This window comes from Leifsonia sp. 10L418, from assembly GCF_056395445.1.
This window is the reverse complement of sequence record NZ_JBFTJN010000002.1, coordinates 365,091-378,784: the sequence shown is the minus strand read 5'-3', so window position 1 is coordinate 378,784 and position 13,694 is coordinate 365,091. Positions and strand designations below refer to the sequence as shown.

Below are 13,694 nucleotides of genomic sequence, written 5' to 3'. Positions count from 1 at the left end.
AACCGAAAGTGAGGTCGGCCGGTGAACGTCGTGAAGCTTGTCGCGAAGAAGCTCGGAACTCTGTTGTTGACGGTGTTTGCCGCGTCGCTGCTGGTGTTCTTCTCCCGTGCCCTCGTTCCGGGGGATCCAGTGGCGTTCCTGCTGCGTGGCCGCAAACCCAGCCCGGAGGCGGTGGCCGAGGTCACGGCTCAGTTCGGACTGGATCTGCCGATGTGGCAGCAGTACGTGAACTGGGTCGCCAACCTGTTCCAGGGTGACCTGGGCCGGTCCTTGCAGTTCCGTCAGGACGTATCCGTGGTGCTCGCCGACCGCCTGCCCGTCACCCTGGGCCTGGTGGTGATGGCCGGCACGATGATCGCGATCTTCGGTCTCGCGGCCGGGATCATCGCCGCGTTGAATCGCGGCAAGACGACCGACCGGGCGATCCTGATCTCAATGACCGGCCTCGGTGCGATTCCGTCGTTCGTCGGCGCGATCGTGTTGATCGCCGTGTTCGCGGTGCAGCTGGGCTGGTTCCCGTCGTTCGGCAGCGGGGAAGGGTTCCTCGACGGGATCTATCACCTGTTCCTGCCGTCGCTGGCCCTGGCGATCGCCTTCGTCGCCCTGGTGGCCCGCGTCACCCGGTCGTCCATGCTTGACCAGCTCGAAAGGGAGCATGTGGAAGTTGCAACAAGCCGAGGACTGACCCGTTCGCGCGTGGTCCTCCGCCACGTTTTGCGGAATGCGATCGGACCGATCTTGACCGTCAGCGGTGTGCTGGTGGCCGGTCTGCTCGTCGCCAGCTCGATCGTGGAGCAGGCGTTCGGCCTGGCCGGAATCGGGTCGCTGCTGGTGCAGTCCGTCGACCGGCTCGACTTCCCGGTCGTGCAGGCGATCGTGCTGCTGATCGTGATCATCTTCGTGCTCGTGAACACCGTCGTCGACTTGCTCGCGCCGCTGATCGACCCGCGCGTTGCAGCAGGGGCGGCAGCCCGATGAGCGCGCCGGCACTGGCGAAGTCGGTGCGGAAGTCGCTCTGGCTTCCCCGCACCAATGCCCTGTTCCTGGCCAGCCTGATCGTTGTGGCGGTGATGGTGATCTCCGCCGTCTTCGCACCGCTCCTCGCCCCGTACGACCCGGACTTCGTCGACCTCGCCAACGTGTTGTCGGGTCCGACCAGCGCGCACTGGCTCGGCACCGACGCTCTCGGTCGGGACACCCTCAGCCGGATGATGTTCGGCGCCCGGTCCTCCCTGCTCGGCCCGCTGCTCGTGGTCGTGCTGTCGACGATCATCGGCATCCTGCTCGGCCTGATCGCCGCGTGGCGCGGCGGCTGGCTCGACGCGGTGCTCGCACGCGTGTTCGACCTGCTGTTCGCGTTCCCGGCACTGCTGCTGGCGATCCTCGCCGTGGCGTTGTTCGGTAAGGGTCTCGTCGCCCCGGTGATCGCGATGAGCATCGCCTACGCGCCGTTCGTGGCCCGTCTGGTGCGGTCGTTGATCATCACCGAACGCACCCGCCCCTACGTGGCCGCGTACCGGGTGCAAGGCTTCTCCGGCGGCTGGATCGCGACCCGGAGGGTGCTGCCGAACGTGATGCCGACCGTCGGCGCCCAGTCCACGTTGAACTTCGGTTACGTTTTGGCCGACCTGGCCGCCCTGTCATTCATCGGCCTGGGTGTGCAAGCACCGACCGCCGACTGGGGTGCCATGATCAACGAGAGCCGCGGCGCTTTGATGAGCGGGCAGGTTCTTCCCGCTCTCGTTCCCGCGATCGCCGTCGTTCTGGTGGTCATCGCCGTCAACATCATCGGAGAAGAATTCTCCGACCGAATCGGAGGGCAGATCCCATCATGAGCCTCTTGAATATCTCCGATTTCACCCTCGACCTCACCACTGGGTCGAAGGCGCGACTGCTGGACGCGATCTCGTTGTCGGTCGAGGAAGGCGAAACCGTCGGCCTGGTCGGCGAATCCGGGTCCGGCAAATCCCTGACCGCCCGGGCCGTGCTCGGCCTGTTGCCGGGACGGGCCGAGACCAGCGGGTCCGTCGTCCTCGACGGCACCGACGTGCTCACTGCCACCTCATCACAGGTGCTGGCGCTCCGCCGCGGGACCGCATCGATGGTCTTCCAGGACCCGCGCTCGGGCATCAACCCGTTGCGGCGCATCGGCGACTACCTCACCGAGTCGCTGATCCTCTGCAACGGCTGGTCCAAGGCCGATGCCTACCAGCGGGCGCTGGAACTGCTGCGCTCGGTCGGGCTCCCCCGGCCCGAGGCACACCTGAACCAGTTTCCGCACGAACTCTCCGGTGGCATGCTGCAGCGCGTGATGATCGCCGGCGCCCTGTCGACCTCACCGCGCCTGTTGATCTGCGATGAGCCGACGACGGCGCTGGATGTGACGACGCAGGCCGAGATCATCGGCGTGCTGTCCGAACAGCAGGCCGAGCGCGGAATGGGGATGCTGTTCATCACGCACGACCTCAACCTCGCCTCCGCGCTCTGCGACCGGATCTACGTGCTCAACGGTGGCGTCGTCGTCGAAAAGGGCGGCGTGAAAGAGGTCTTCACCAACCCGCAGGCCGCGTACACGCAGCAGCTCGTCGCGGCCACCCCGAGCGTGTTCACCCGCGCCGTTTCGGTGATCAGCGCGGCCCAGTCGGCCGCATCCGTGCGGAGCGCGGAAGCTCACGCGGAAGCTGCCGCTGCGGCCGCCGCAACCTCGGTCGGTTCTCCGGCGCAGCCGGCGATCATGCTGGAAGGCAAGTCGCTGTCGAAGACCTACTACGTCAAGGGCAACGAACCGCTGATCGCTGTCAATAACGTGTCGCTCTCGGTTCCGCGCGGCGATGCTCTTGCTGTGGTCGGCGAGTCCGGCTCTGGCAAGTCGACGCTGGCCCGGATGATTGTCGGGCTCGAGCAGGCTGACGAAGGTGACATCCTCGTCGCCGGCGTCTCCCGAGCGGCGCCGGCTCGCACGAAGGCCGAACGTTTGGAACGCGCTCGCACCGTGCAGATCGTGTTCCAGGACCCGTACCTCTCACTCGACCCGCGCATCCTCGCCGGTGCCGCGGTCGAGGACGCGCTGCGTTTGCACACCAAACTCAGCCATGCGGAGTCCCGTGCCAAAGTGCTCTCCCTGTTCGATCAGGTCGGCCTCGGTGAAAAGCACGCGAACGCACGCCCGCGCACGTTGTCCGGCGGACAGCGGCAGCGGGTCGCCATCGCGCGCGCCCTCGCCGTCGGTCCCGACGTGCTCGTGCTCGACGAGGCGACGAGTGCTCTCGACGTGTCGGTGCAGGCGCAGGTGCTCGAGGTCGTCGATGAGATCCGTCGCGAACGCGGCCTCACGCTGCTGTTCGTGAGCCACGACCTCGCCGTCGTGCGCAAGGTCTGTGAGACGACCATGGTCATGCGCCGCGGCGAGATCGTCGAGCATGGTCAGACGATCGACCTGCTCGAGAACCCGCAGCACGCATACACGCAGCTGCTGCTCGACTCCATTCCGCGCCCGGAATGGGAAGCCGACACCCCGCGTTTCGCTGACGCGGCGACACCGGCCTAGCCCAGCCCAGCCTCATCCGGCGCCGAGCTTGACACCTGCGGTCGAGTTTCCCCGATACACCAGGGAAACTCGACCGCAATGGTCAAGCTCGGCGCTTTTTCATGCTCTTACTTCGCCTGCTGACGACTCACCATCTCGGTGATCCAGATGGGCGCGAAGGGCGAGGTGCAGTTCGGCGGTGTCGGGTAATCCTTCAAAACTTCGAGGCGCTCACCGATGTCGAGAGCGCGGGCGCGATACTCGGGGAACTCGATCCCGATCTGGGCCAGACAGTGGTTCATCGCCCATTGCAGGCGCTCGGGCGCATCCTTCATCTCGGCCTCGATAATGTCGAGAAGAGCCGGGAGGTCGAGGCCTTCCGGATTCTTCACCACGCGTTCCGAGGTCAGCGCCCAACCGGCGCTGGCGACCACGGGGTCTGCATCCGCGAACCAGGCCAGGCGCAGCTCTTCGGCGTGCGGACTCTTCTTGACCACGTAGTTCACGAGCCAGTCCTGCACCTTGGGAGTGCGTGCCTCGCGAAGCATCGCGTCGAGTTCGTCACGGTCAAACTCCTTCGGACGGCAGATCAGAAGGGCCAGCAGGCGGGCGGCGGTGTCTCCGGTGTCCCACAGTTCGAGAGCCAGGTCCTGCTGCGTCTTCAGTCGTTTGGCGATCGCGCGCATTTTGCCGAGGTTGACCCCGTGGTCGTCGCCGTGCCTAGCGTTGACCTCACGGGCCCGTGGATCATCGAGTGCGGCAAGCTCGGCCATCAGCTCTGCGACCGTCGTTCCGGCCAGCACTGTCTCGGTCATTTCAGCCTCCTGATCATGGCGCGTCAGATTCAGCCTACGACGAGGGACCGGCGGCGAGGCTCACCAGCAGCGTGCCACCGAGCGCGACAGCCGCGACAACGAGTGTCGACACCGCGGCGAGCACGAACGGCTTCGGGCCGACCTTACTGAAGGTGGCGAATCGCACCCCGGTTCCTAACGCGAACATCGCAGCCGTCAGCAGCGCCGTTTGCACCATTTTGGCCCCGGCAATGACCTGATCCGGCAGGATTCCGCTCGACCGCAACAGAACCATCAGCATGAATCCCACGACGAAGAGCGGAATGATGGGCGGGAGCTTTCCGGTGTCGGACCGGCTCTTCAGCGCCCGACGGCGCTGCAGGCTGATCACCGCCATCACCGGGGCGAGCATCAGCACGCGGGCCAGCTTGACGACGACCGCGACGCCGAGGGCCGCACCACCCAGCGTTCCGCCGACCGCGACGACCTGGGCGACCTCGTGGATCGAGCCTCCCGCCCACAGTCCGCTCTGTTCCGCGGTCAATCCGAGAAACTCACTAGCCAGCGGAATGAGTGGGATCATCAGCGTGCCGAAGATCACCACGAGAGCAACAGCCGTGACCACTTCTTGTTCATCCTCGGTCTCGATCACGCCATCGACGGCGGCCACCGCTGCGGCGCCGCAGATGGAGAAACCGCAGGCGATCAGAAGTCGCTGGGTGGCACTGATGCCCAGCCATTTGCCGACGAGCAGGGTGGTCAGGATGCCGATGGTGACGATGGCGATCACCACCACGATCAGTGTCGGGCCGAGACTCAGGATGTCGCCGAGCACCAGATCCAACCCCAGCAGGACGATCCCGGCGCGCAGCAGTTTCTTGGCGGCGAATGCCAGACCTGGCTCAACTGCCTGTGGCATTCGCACCGTGTTGCGCAGCACGACCCCGAGCACGATCGCGATCAACAACGGGCTGACCGTGGGCATCGCGTTGTTGATCGCGAGGGCGGCACCGACCGCAACGGCCGAGATCGCGAGACCCGGCAGCATCCGTCTCGCCGTGGTGAATCGACCCGCGCCTTCGTCCGACGAAATCAGAGAAGCGCTTGAGGCATTGCGTGTCATACACGAATGCTTTCAGTCGGCGTCGTGGGTCAGTAGACGGCAAAAACGCATGGAGGCATATCATTTGGATATGTCTCGATGGCCTGATCTCGCCGTGCTGGAGTTGCTCGTCGCCGTGTCGGAACACGGCAGTCTGGGTGCGGCGGCGCGCGCCGTCGAGATCGCCCAACCGAACGCCAGCCGCTCGATCGCCCGCTTCGAACACTCGCTGGGGCTGAGCCTGCTGGAGCGTCGCCCGCGTGGGTCGCGACTCACCGCCGAGGGCGAGATCGTCGTCGATTGGGCCAGGGGGGTGCTCGACTCGGCGCGAGAACTCGCGGCGGCGACCGATGCACTGCGGGCCGGGCAGAGCGCACAGCTCGACATTGCCGCGAGCATGACCGTCGCCGAGTACCTGGTTCCCGCTTGGCTGGCGGAGCTCCGGCGCAATCGGCCGGAACTGGATGTCGCGCTGCGGGTGCAGAACTCGACCGAGGTTTTCGATCTGGTCGCGGCCGGCTCCTGCGACCTCGGTTTCGTCGAGTCTCCGCGTGTGCGGCCCGGTCTCGGCAGGGTGACCGTTGCGTGTGACCGGCTTGTCGTGGTCGTAGCCCCTGATCACCCGTGGGCGACCCGCGAGCGAGCGGTCACCGTGGGCGATCTCGCCGCAACGGCGCTGGTGGTGAGGGAGCCGGGTTCGGGAACACGCACCACGCTCGACGAGGCGCTCCGCGAGTTCACGCCGGTGCCGCCGACGCTGGAGCTGAGCAGCAACGCCGCTGTGAGGGTGAGTGTGACGGCGGGTGCCGGGCCGGCGGTGCTCAGCGAGCTTGCGGTACGCCCCTGGCTCGACGCGGGCGATCTCGTCGAGATCTTGGTCGAGGGGCTCGACCTGAGTCGCACGATGCACGCCGTCTGGAATGCCTCAGCCCCGCCAACCGGGGCCGCCGCCGAGCTTATTGAGATCGCCCGGCGGGTGGGTGCGTCTGCGTCGGCACGTGCTCGGCCCTAGCGGTCAGGCCGCAGCGACTGCGCGCTCGACAGCGGCCAACGATTGTTCGACGTCCGCCGCATCCGTCGACCAGTTGCTCACCGAGATCCGCAAGACATCGCGGTCGCGCCAGCGGCTACCCGACATCCAGGTCGTGCCGTCGGCCAGCAGCAGTTCGGTCACGCGCCGGGTGCGCTCGTCGCTGCCGAAGCTCACACTGACCTGGGTGAAAACCACGTCATTCAGCACTTCGGCGCCGGGAATCCGGGCGAGGCCGTCGGCCAGGGCACGCGCGTGGCCCGCCAACCCGTCGACCAGGTCGATGGTTCCCGAGCGGCCGAGCGACCGGAGCGCCGCCCACACCGGCACACCGCGGGCGCGACGGGAGAGCTCGGGCGTCTTCTCAAAGGGGTCGCCGACACCGAGGTGATCTGTCATGAGGTAGTGGGTGTGCACGCCGAATGTGGTGCGCATCGGCTCGGGCCGCGCCACGATCGCCAGGCCGCAGTCATAGGGAACGTTGAGCGTCTTGTGGGCGTCGGTCGCCCAGGAATCAGCCAGGTCGACGCCCTTGATCAGCTCGCGGTAGCGCGGGCTGGCTGCAGCCCAGAGCCCGAATGCGCCGTCGACGTGAGCCCAGGCGCCGCGATCGTGAGCCACGGTGACCGCGTCACGCATCGGGTCGAAGGCACCGGAGTGCAGGTTTCCCGCCTGCAGGCAGACGATCGCGGGGCTTCCCGGCTCCCCCGTCGCATCCATCGCTGCCGCCAAAGCGTCGGTGCGCATCCGACCCTGCTCATCGACATCGACGACGATGGGGGCACCAAGGCCGAGATAGCGCAGGGTCAGATCGATCACCTCGTGCCGCTCGGCGCCGACGAACACACGGATGCGCGGTGCCCCGAAGAGCCCGTTCTCCGCCAGATCCCAGCCGGCACGGTTCAACACGTCGTACCGCGCCGCGGCGAGGCCGACGAAGTTCGCCATCGTCGCTCCGGTTGTGAATCCGACGTCGGCGCCCGGCGGGAGACCGAGCAGGTCGAGCAACCAGCCACCGGCGGCCTCTTCGGCTGCAGCGGTCGCCGGGGTCGAAAATCGCATGGCCGCATTCTGGTCCCAGGCACTGACCAACCAATCGGCGGCGAGGGCGGCGGGCAGCGTGCCGCCGATCACCCAGCCGAAGAAGCGGCCGGACTGCATGGCCATCAGCCCCGGTTCGGCGAGTCGGGCCAGCTCGTCGATGACCACAACCGGGTCAGTCGGCGCGTCGGGAAGCGGTGCGGCGAACCCGTCCCGCAGGTCGTCCGCGCGCAGTCGTGGGCCCACGTGACGTGTGCCGACCGATTCGAGCCAGGTCAGCGCGTGTGCGCGTGCGCGGGTGAGAACGTCGGTGTAATCCTGAGCCTGAGTCGACATTTCCTCATGCTAAACCCACTCTTCACGCCTGCCGAGGGGCGCAGCTCCACTTACTTTCGGGGCTACTCCGGGGCTACTCTGAGGCGGATCGACGAGCCCGGTAGGCCGCCACATTCGCCCGGTTTCCGCAATTTCCGACATCGCAATAGCGCTTCGAGCGATTGCGAGAGAAGTCGACGAGAACAGCCTGGCAGTCGTCGGCCGCGCAGATGCGCATCCGTTCGCGCTCGTCATTGCGAATCACGTCAACCCACCCCATCGCCGCCTCGACGAGAATGCGATCGGCCAGTGGGCTTTCGCTGCTGGTGGCATGCAGGTGCCAGCCCAGGTCGTCATGCCGCACGATCTGAGGGAGGGCGCGAGCCGTAGTCAGCATTCCGTTCACCCGGTCGACGACCCTCTCTTCGTCGACGATCGTCCAGAGCTCGCGCAGGGGTTCGCGAATGGCCCGCACTCCGGCCAACTCGGCCTCGTCATGGGTTCGCGAACCGGTGTATTGATTGGCCCGAATGAAATCGTCAAGCTCCGCCGGTGTCGACAATTCATCACGCCCAGAGTCCGAGAGCTCGGGCAGTGTGTTCACGAGCGCGGCCGTCGAAATCAAGGTTGATTCGACGTCATATGCAAACAACACATTGACTCCTGACATCGTTTGAATTAGTGTCATGAGTATAACGCATTTGACTCATGACGGGCTGAATTTTCCCGTGCCTTCCATCAGCCGTGATCCCGAGTCGCTCGGCCAAATACCTCCCGATACCCACCCGAACTCTCTCCGAACGCCCTCCCGAAAGGAGCCAGCCATGACCATCCCACTGACGAACAAGCGGCTCGGCTCGGGCCTGGCCATCGCATTCTTGGCCGCGGCATCCTTCGGCATGAGCGGACCCTTCGTCGCCCCGCTCCTCGACGCCGGCTGGTCGCCCACCGCTGCCGTTCTCTGGCGCACGGCGGGCGCGGCCGTTGTGCTCGCCATCCCGGCGATTCTCACCCTGCGCGGCCGCTGGGGAATCCTGCGCCAGAACGCCGGCCTCATCCTCGCCTATGGAATCTTCGCTGTGCTCGGCTCTCAGCTGGCGTTCTACAACGCCATCGAGCACATGTCGGTCGGCGTCGCGATTCTCATCGAGTATCTGGCACCGGTGTTTCTGGTCTTGTTCTTCTGGGCCCGCACCCGCCGCCACCCGGGCTGGTTCACCATCGCCGGCTCGGCCGTCGCCCTCACCGGCCTCGTGCTGGTTTTGAACTTGGCCGGCGCCGCCCCCAGCGCCGTCGGCGTCGCCTGGGCCCTCCTCGCCTCGCTCGGCGCCTGCATCTACTTCGTGATTTCAGCGCGAGCGGATGCCGACCTTCCGCCGATCGTGTTGGCCGCCAGCTCGATGGTGGTCGCCTCGGTCGGACTCGGCCTTCTCGCCATTACCGGAGTCGCTCCCTTCCACTTCACGTTTGGCGACGTCGACCTGCTGGGTTCCTCCGTGTCGTGGCTCGTGCCGGCCGCCGTGATCCTCGGGATGTCCACCGTCGCCGGTTACCTGCTCGGCATCGCCGGAAGCGCGCGGTTGGGCAGCCGCCTCGCCTCATTCGTCGGGCTAACCGAGGTACTCTTTGCTGCCGTGATCGCGTGGGTGTTGCTCGGCCAGCTTCCGGCCCCCATCCAGTTCCTCGGGGGCGCGCTCATCCTGACCGGAGTTGTGCTGGTGCGCATTCAAACCGAGCGGGAACCCGCTGCCCTGCCAACGCATGAATCGGTGGTCGAACCGGTTGAGTCCCGAGACCCGGTGCCGATCTAGACCGTCGCGTGCTCCCGCATCCCCGCCGAGCCCATCACCTTCGCCACCTCGATGGCGATAACCACGCGCTCCGGGTTCGGGCGCGGGGTGCGGTAGCGCACACCATAGAGCTGCTCGCCCTGCGCGACAGACTCCGGATCTTCAAGAACCCGGGCCGGCCCCTCGAACGAAATCCAGCGGCCGCCGTCGATCTGACCGATCGAAGCCCGCCCGCTCCGCGCGACATTCCGCACCTTGGCGGTTCCCCGCGAAGTGATGATGCGGATCGTGCCGTCGAGGTAGGTGAAACCGACCGGCACAACATGGATGGTTCCGTCGGCGGCGAGGGTCGAGAGGGTGGCCAGGTGCCGATCGGTCACGAATTCGAGGGCATCGTCCGTCAGGTGGGTCTTCATTATCCTCAAGCTATCAGCGTGCCGGTGCCCGAATGATGAGAGGTCTCAGTTGATGCAGGAACCGGCGGCAAAGTTGTGTGCCGGCGAGTCCTGAGCGGATGCCGGCGGCTCGGCCGCAGAAGACGAATCGCTCCCCGATGACCCACCCTCATCGGTGCCCGTACTGGGCGGCGTCACGGTCAGACCGTCGGTTCCGAGAATGAGCGTGACCCCACTGACCGTTGTGGAGAGGTCAACAATCGCCCCGGGCACGAATGCCGCGAGTGCTTTCGCCTGAGCCTCCATCCCCTTCGGGTACTCAATCGTCGTGCTCACACGGTTGTCGGCCGACCCAGCGGTCCCGGTGCCGAAGCCGAGCCCGCTCAGCGTGGATGTCGCCGCAGCGGCAGCACCATCGGTTTCGCCGCCGTTCAGCACGGTCACGGTCACACTGCCAACTGGCGCAGCTTTCGCATTGGCGTAGGCGGATGGCGGACCAATCACGCGGGCGATGAAGCCGGGCATCGCGGCCGTATCGACCTCGACGATATCCACCTCGTCGCCGTCGACGTCAATGGTCGGCGTTCCAGTGATTGGGATCGTCGCCGTGGTGATGTTGTTGGCATTCAACCCGCGCAGCTGAACGGCGAGGCCGAGGATGTCGAGCCCGGGGTCGGTTTCGATTGACGAGCTGACGGCATCAAGCACGTTCTGAAGCTTGACCGGATTCAGCAAAGTTCCGGCCGAGAGCATCTGGCGTGCTTCGGTGGTCAGGAAGTATTGCTGCCGCACCTGCCGGTCGAGGTCACCATTCGGCAATTCGTGGCGCTGGCGAACGAAGGCAAGGGCCTGCTGTGCGTTCAGAGTAGAAACGCCGGCAGGCAGATTCAAGGTGGAGTAGGGGTCATTCACTGCCTCGTTGAGGCAGACCTGCACCGGGCCAAGTGCTTCAACGATGTTGTAGAAACCAAGCATCGAGACCCGAACGAAATGGTCGATGGTCAGCCCCGACATGTTTTGAATGGTCTGGATGAGTAACTGCGCCCCGGCAGCGTCTCCCCCGTCTTGACTACCAAAGTTGAAAGCAGCGTTGAGTTTGTTCATTCCGTAGCCCGGAATGTCGACCCACGAGTCTCGCGGAAACGAGATCAGGGTCGCCGTGCTTCCGTCGGCCGGAATGTGCAGAACCATCATGGTGTCGGTGTTCGTTGCGCCGCCATCGTCTTGGGTACCGAGTTGAGCCAGTTGTTCGGCCGTCGCGTTGGCCGGGCGGTGATCGTCGCCGACCAGCAGGATGTTCTGGTCTGTTCCATCGGCATCCTTCGCCGGAGCGTTCGAATGCGTGATCGCATCGATGTGGCTGATGCCCGAGGTGAACCGTTGATAGTTGTAGAAAACGTAGCCGCCCGTCACGAGGACGGCGATCACGACGATGATCGCACTCCAGCGCAGCGCAAGACGTGCGCGCGACGGTCGCCGACGACGCGGGGGTTCGATCTGCTGCTCAATCACACTTCAGAGTACGAGGCAGACCACTCAGAAAGCGGCAAGATTCGATGCTTCCCAGCTGACGGCCAGCATCCTCTCAAGAGATCAGGCTGGCTATAGCTAGGGAACTCCAGTTCCCATCTCGGGGATCGTAAATTTCTTGTAGTTCGAATTACAGAAGTGTAGTTATTAACAGCAGTTTGCACAGTGTGGATAACTTTTGGCGCCGCCTCGGTCTCGGTGGTCGAGGAGCAGCCGACGGAGTCGGCCGTGTCTCGAGGCCTCGTGAGCCGCTCTCGGGAACGCGGTCATCGCGGTGGTCGAGCCTGTCGAGACCCGGTGGGCCAGTCTCGGGACCGCTACCGGCCGAGGGCGGTGTGGGCGCGGTGTTGGTTGGCGGGGAGCCAGTCTCCGCCGAGTCCCATCCAGGGTGGTGCCTTGACGTGCACGGCGCCGTCGACGAGTTGGATGAGCCAGCCGGAGGTGTCGATCGTGTGATGGTGGTACCAGCACAGGGCGACGCCGTTGTTGATGTTGGTTGGGCCGCCGCGATACCAGGGAAGGACGTGGTGCATTTCCGCCCAGTTGGGTGGGGAGAGGCAGCCGGGGATGACGCAGCCGCCGTCGCGGGCGAGGATCGCCCGGCGTTGCACCCGGGTGAAGAACCGCGTGGTCATGTCGAGCTGGAGGACTTCGCCGTTGGCGGCGAAGACGATCTTCTGCATCCCGCCGGCGCAGACGAGGCGTTGCACGGTGCTGATCGACAGGGGCGCCTCGACGCCGTCGGCCCAACCGACCCCGGTGCCGTCGAGGAGGTCTTTCGCGTTCACGTGCACCATCACGGTCGGCGCCGCCCCGCCCATCGTCGGGGTGTTCTTGTCGCGGGCGGCGGCGTCGAAGACGCCGCGGAGGATGTCGGCGCGTTTCTCGCCGCCCGTGCGGGTATCAAGCGCCTCCAGCTGGTCGGCGCCGGGAATGACCTCGCCGGCGTCGATCCGGGCCTGCTCCTCGGCCTGTGCCTGGGCTTGTTCGTCGGCGGTCGGGAACCGGCCCGGCTCCGCCGGAACCGGCTGCGAATGAGCGCTCAAGTAGGTGTCGAAGATCCCGTTCATCACCCCGCGGAGCTCCGGGGTGACCCCACCGCGCAAGGGGTAGAGCCCGTCACGGAAAGCCCCGAAGCCGACGGTGCTATGCACCTCCATTGCGGTCCCGTCGGCCGGGGCGGTGCCGTCCGGGTCGAGGAGTGCCTTCCACTGCAGCACTTGCCCGCGGATCAGGTCGGCCGGGAACGCGAACCCCGCATTCGGCAGGCCCGCGTTCTCGGCCGTGACCGTGCCGGTCGCCGAGGCGACCAAACCGCGTTCGGCGGCATCGACGGCGTCCGGGGCGAGAAAGCTGGGTAGGTCGGTCAGCCCGGTGACGATCTGTTCGGCGGCATCGATGCCGATCGTCCCGGCGGTCAGGGCGTCGGCGACGGCCGGGTAGCGGGGTGGCAGGGTCGCGCCGACCACCTGGGTGATCCGGGTCTTCGCGCCGAGCCTGACCCGGCGTTTCGCCTCCCGGGCGGACACCCGGGTGACCATCGTGATCAGGTCGGTGCCGGTCGCACAGCCCCGCGTGCGCGCCAGAGACTCGTTCTGAGTTCTCGTGTCGGAGCGCGCGTCGACATCCGCGGCCAGGGCGACCCGGCCGGCATCAACCAGGCGGCCGATGCCCTCCATTGCACCCAAACTGCCAAGAACGTCATCGTCGGAGAGTAAATGGGTCTGAAGTTCGGCCATCACGTCGACCAGAATCGCCTGAACCTGCGCCATGACCGCGGCCACCGGAGTGTCGGTGGTCGGGGTGATGATGAGGGAAACAGGCTCTGATTCCATGCTTCAATTCTCTCAAATTGAGAACTGGAATACGAGCATTTCTCAGAATCGGTGGATAACTTTTCTAACATACGTTCTATGGAGGAGCGCGCCGTGAGTTCAGGGGCCGGCTCGCGAGATCTCGACAGGCTCGATCACCGAGGGTCGCGTTCAGAGGCTGGCTCGCTGGATCTCGACAAGCTCGATCACCGAGGGGCCGAGGGTCGCGTTCAGAGGCCGGCTCGCGGGATCTCGACAGGCTCGATCACCGAGGGTCGCGTTCAGAGGCAACCGCGGGTTCTCGAGACGCGGCCACCGGGGTCAGCAACCCAGAGGTCTGCAGTCACCTCGACCGGG

12 protein-coding genes are annotated in these 13,694 nt (G+C 65.8%); 5 read left to right on the top strand and 7 right to left on the bottom strand.

Going from position 1 to position 13,694, the window contains the following annotated elements:
• Nucleotides 1-21 precede the first annotated feature (21 nt).
• The 3 genes from AC1DCF_RS05255 to AC1DCF_RS05245 are packed head-to-tail and all read left to right on the top strand — an operon-like array spanning nt 22 to nt 3,547.
• The gene (locus AC1DCF_RS05255; RefSeq protein ID WP_441790736.1) at nt 22-978 is read left to right on the top strand and encodes an ABC transporter permease; all 957 of its coding nucleotides are present in this window, start codon (nt 22-24) and stop codon (nt 976-978) included.
• On the top strand, nt 975-1,835 hold the full coding sequence (locus AC1DCF_RS05250) for an ABC transporter permease (protein WP_441790735.1): 861 nt from the start codon (nt 975-977) through the stop codon (nt 1,833-1,835). The genes AC1DCF_RS05255 and AC1DCF_RS05250 overlap by 4 nt, the downstream gene beginning before the upstream one ends.
• On the top strand, nt 1,832-3,547 hold the full coding sequence (locus AC1DCF_RS05245) for a dipeptide ABC transporter ATP-binding protein (RefSeq protein ID WP_477210107.1): 1,716 nt from the start codon (nt 1,832-1,834) through the stop codon (nt 3,545-3,547). Before AC1DCF_RS05250 ends, AC1DCF_RS05245 begins: the two co-directional genes overlap by 4 nt.
• 107 nt (nt 3,548-3,654) lie before the next feature.
• Here the strand turns inward: AC1DCF_RS05245 and AC1DCF_RS05240 are convergent, their stop codons facing one another.
• Both AC1DCF_RS05240 and AC1DCF_RS05235 read right to left on the bottom strand, forming a co-directional pair.
• On the bottom strand, nt 3,655-4,341 hold the full coding sequence (locus AC1DCF_RS05240) for a DNA alkylation repair protein (protein ID WP_477210106.1): 687 nt from the start codon (nt 4,339-4,341) through the stop codon (nt 3,655-3,657).
• Nucleotides 4,342-4,375: 34 nt separating this feature from the next.
• Nucleotides 4,376-5,443: a YeiH family protein gene (locus tag AC1DCF_RS05235; protein ID WP_477210105.1), complete on the bottom strand. Its 1,068-nt coding sequence runs from the start codon at nt 5,441-5,443 to the stop codon at nt 4,376-4,378.
• A gap of 70 nt (nt 5,444-5,513) precedes the next feature.
• Between AC1DCF_RS05235 and AC1DCF_RS05230 the strand changes: the two genes are divergently transcribed.
• Nucleotides 5,514-6,434 carry a LysR family transcriptional regulator gene (locus AC1DCF_RS05230; protein ID WP_477210104.1) on the top strand — a complete coding sequence of 307 codons (921 nt, stop codon included), beginning with the start codon at nt 5,514-5,516 and terminating at the stop codon, nt 6,432-6,434.
• Between the two features lie 3 nt (nt 6,435-6,437).
• On the opposite strand, the gene AC1DCF_RS05225 is transcribed toward AC1DCF_RS05230, so the two are convergent.
• Nucleotides 6,438-7,829: a pyridoxal phosphate-dependent decarboxylase family protein gene (locus AC1DCF_RS05225; RefSeq protein ID WP_477210103.1), complete on the bottom strand. Its 1,392-nt coding sequence runs from the start codon at nt 7,827-7,829 to the stop codon at nt 6,438-6,440.
• Between the two features lie 73 nt (nt 7,830-7,902).
• Nucleotides 7,903-8,463, bottom strand: coding sequence for a CGNR zinc finger domain-containing protein (locus AC1DCF_RS05220; protein ID WP_477210102.1), 561 nt, complete (start codon nt 8,461-8,463; stop codon nt 7,903-7,905).
• Nucleotides 8,464-8,632: 169 nt separating this feature from the next.
• Between AC1DCF_RS05220 and AC1DCF_RS05215 the strand changes: the two genes are divergently transcribed.
• On the top strand, nt 8,633-9,619 hold the full coding sequence (locus AC1DCF_RS05215; protein ID WP_477210101.1) for an EamA family transporter: 987 nt from the start codon (nt 8,633-8,635) through the stop codon (nt 9,617-9,619).
• Here the strand turns inward: AC1DCF_RS05215 and AC1DCF_RS05210 are convergent.
• From AC1DCF_RS05210 to AC1DCF_RS05200, 3 genes are all read right to left on the bottom strand, one after another.
• Entirely contained in the window at nt 9,616-10,014 is a 399-nt protein-coding gene (locus tag AC1DCF_RS05210) for a PPOX class F420-dependent oxidoreductase (RefSeq protein ID WP_441790727.1), read from the bottom strand. The two genes, AC1DCF_RS05215 and AC1DCF_RS05210, sit on opposite strands and share 4 nt — an antisense overlap.
• 45 nt (nt 10,015-10,059) lie before the next feature.
• A complete protein-coding gene (locus AC1DCF_RS05205) occupies nt 10,060-11,505 on the bottom strand; it encodes an LCP family protein (protein WP_477210100.1) in 1,446 nt (481 codons plus the stop codon).
• Between the two features lie 335 nt (nt 11,506-11,840).
• Nucleotides 11,841-13,358, bottom strand: a complete 1,518-nt coding sequence (locus tag AC1DCF_RS05200) for an HNH endonuclease signature motif containing protein (protein ID WP_477210099.1) — start codon at nt 13,356-13,358, stop codon at nt 11,841-11,843.
• Between the last annotated feature and the right edge of the window lie 336 nt (nt 13,359-13,694).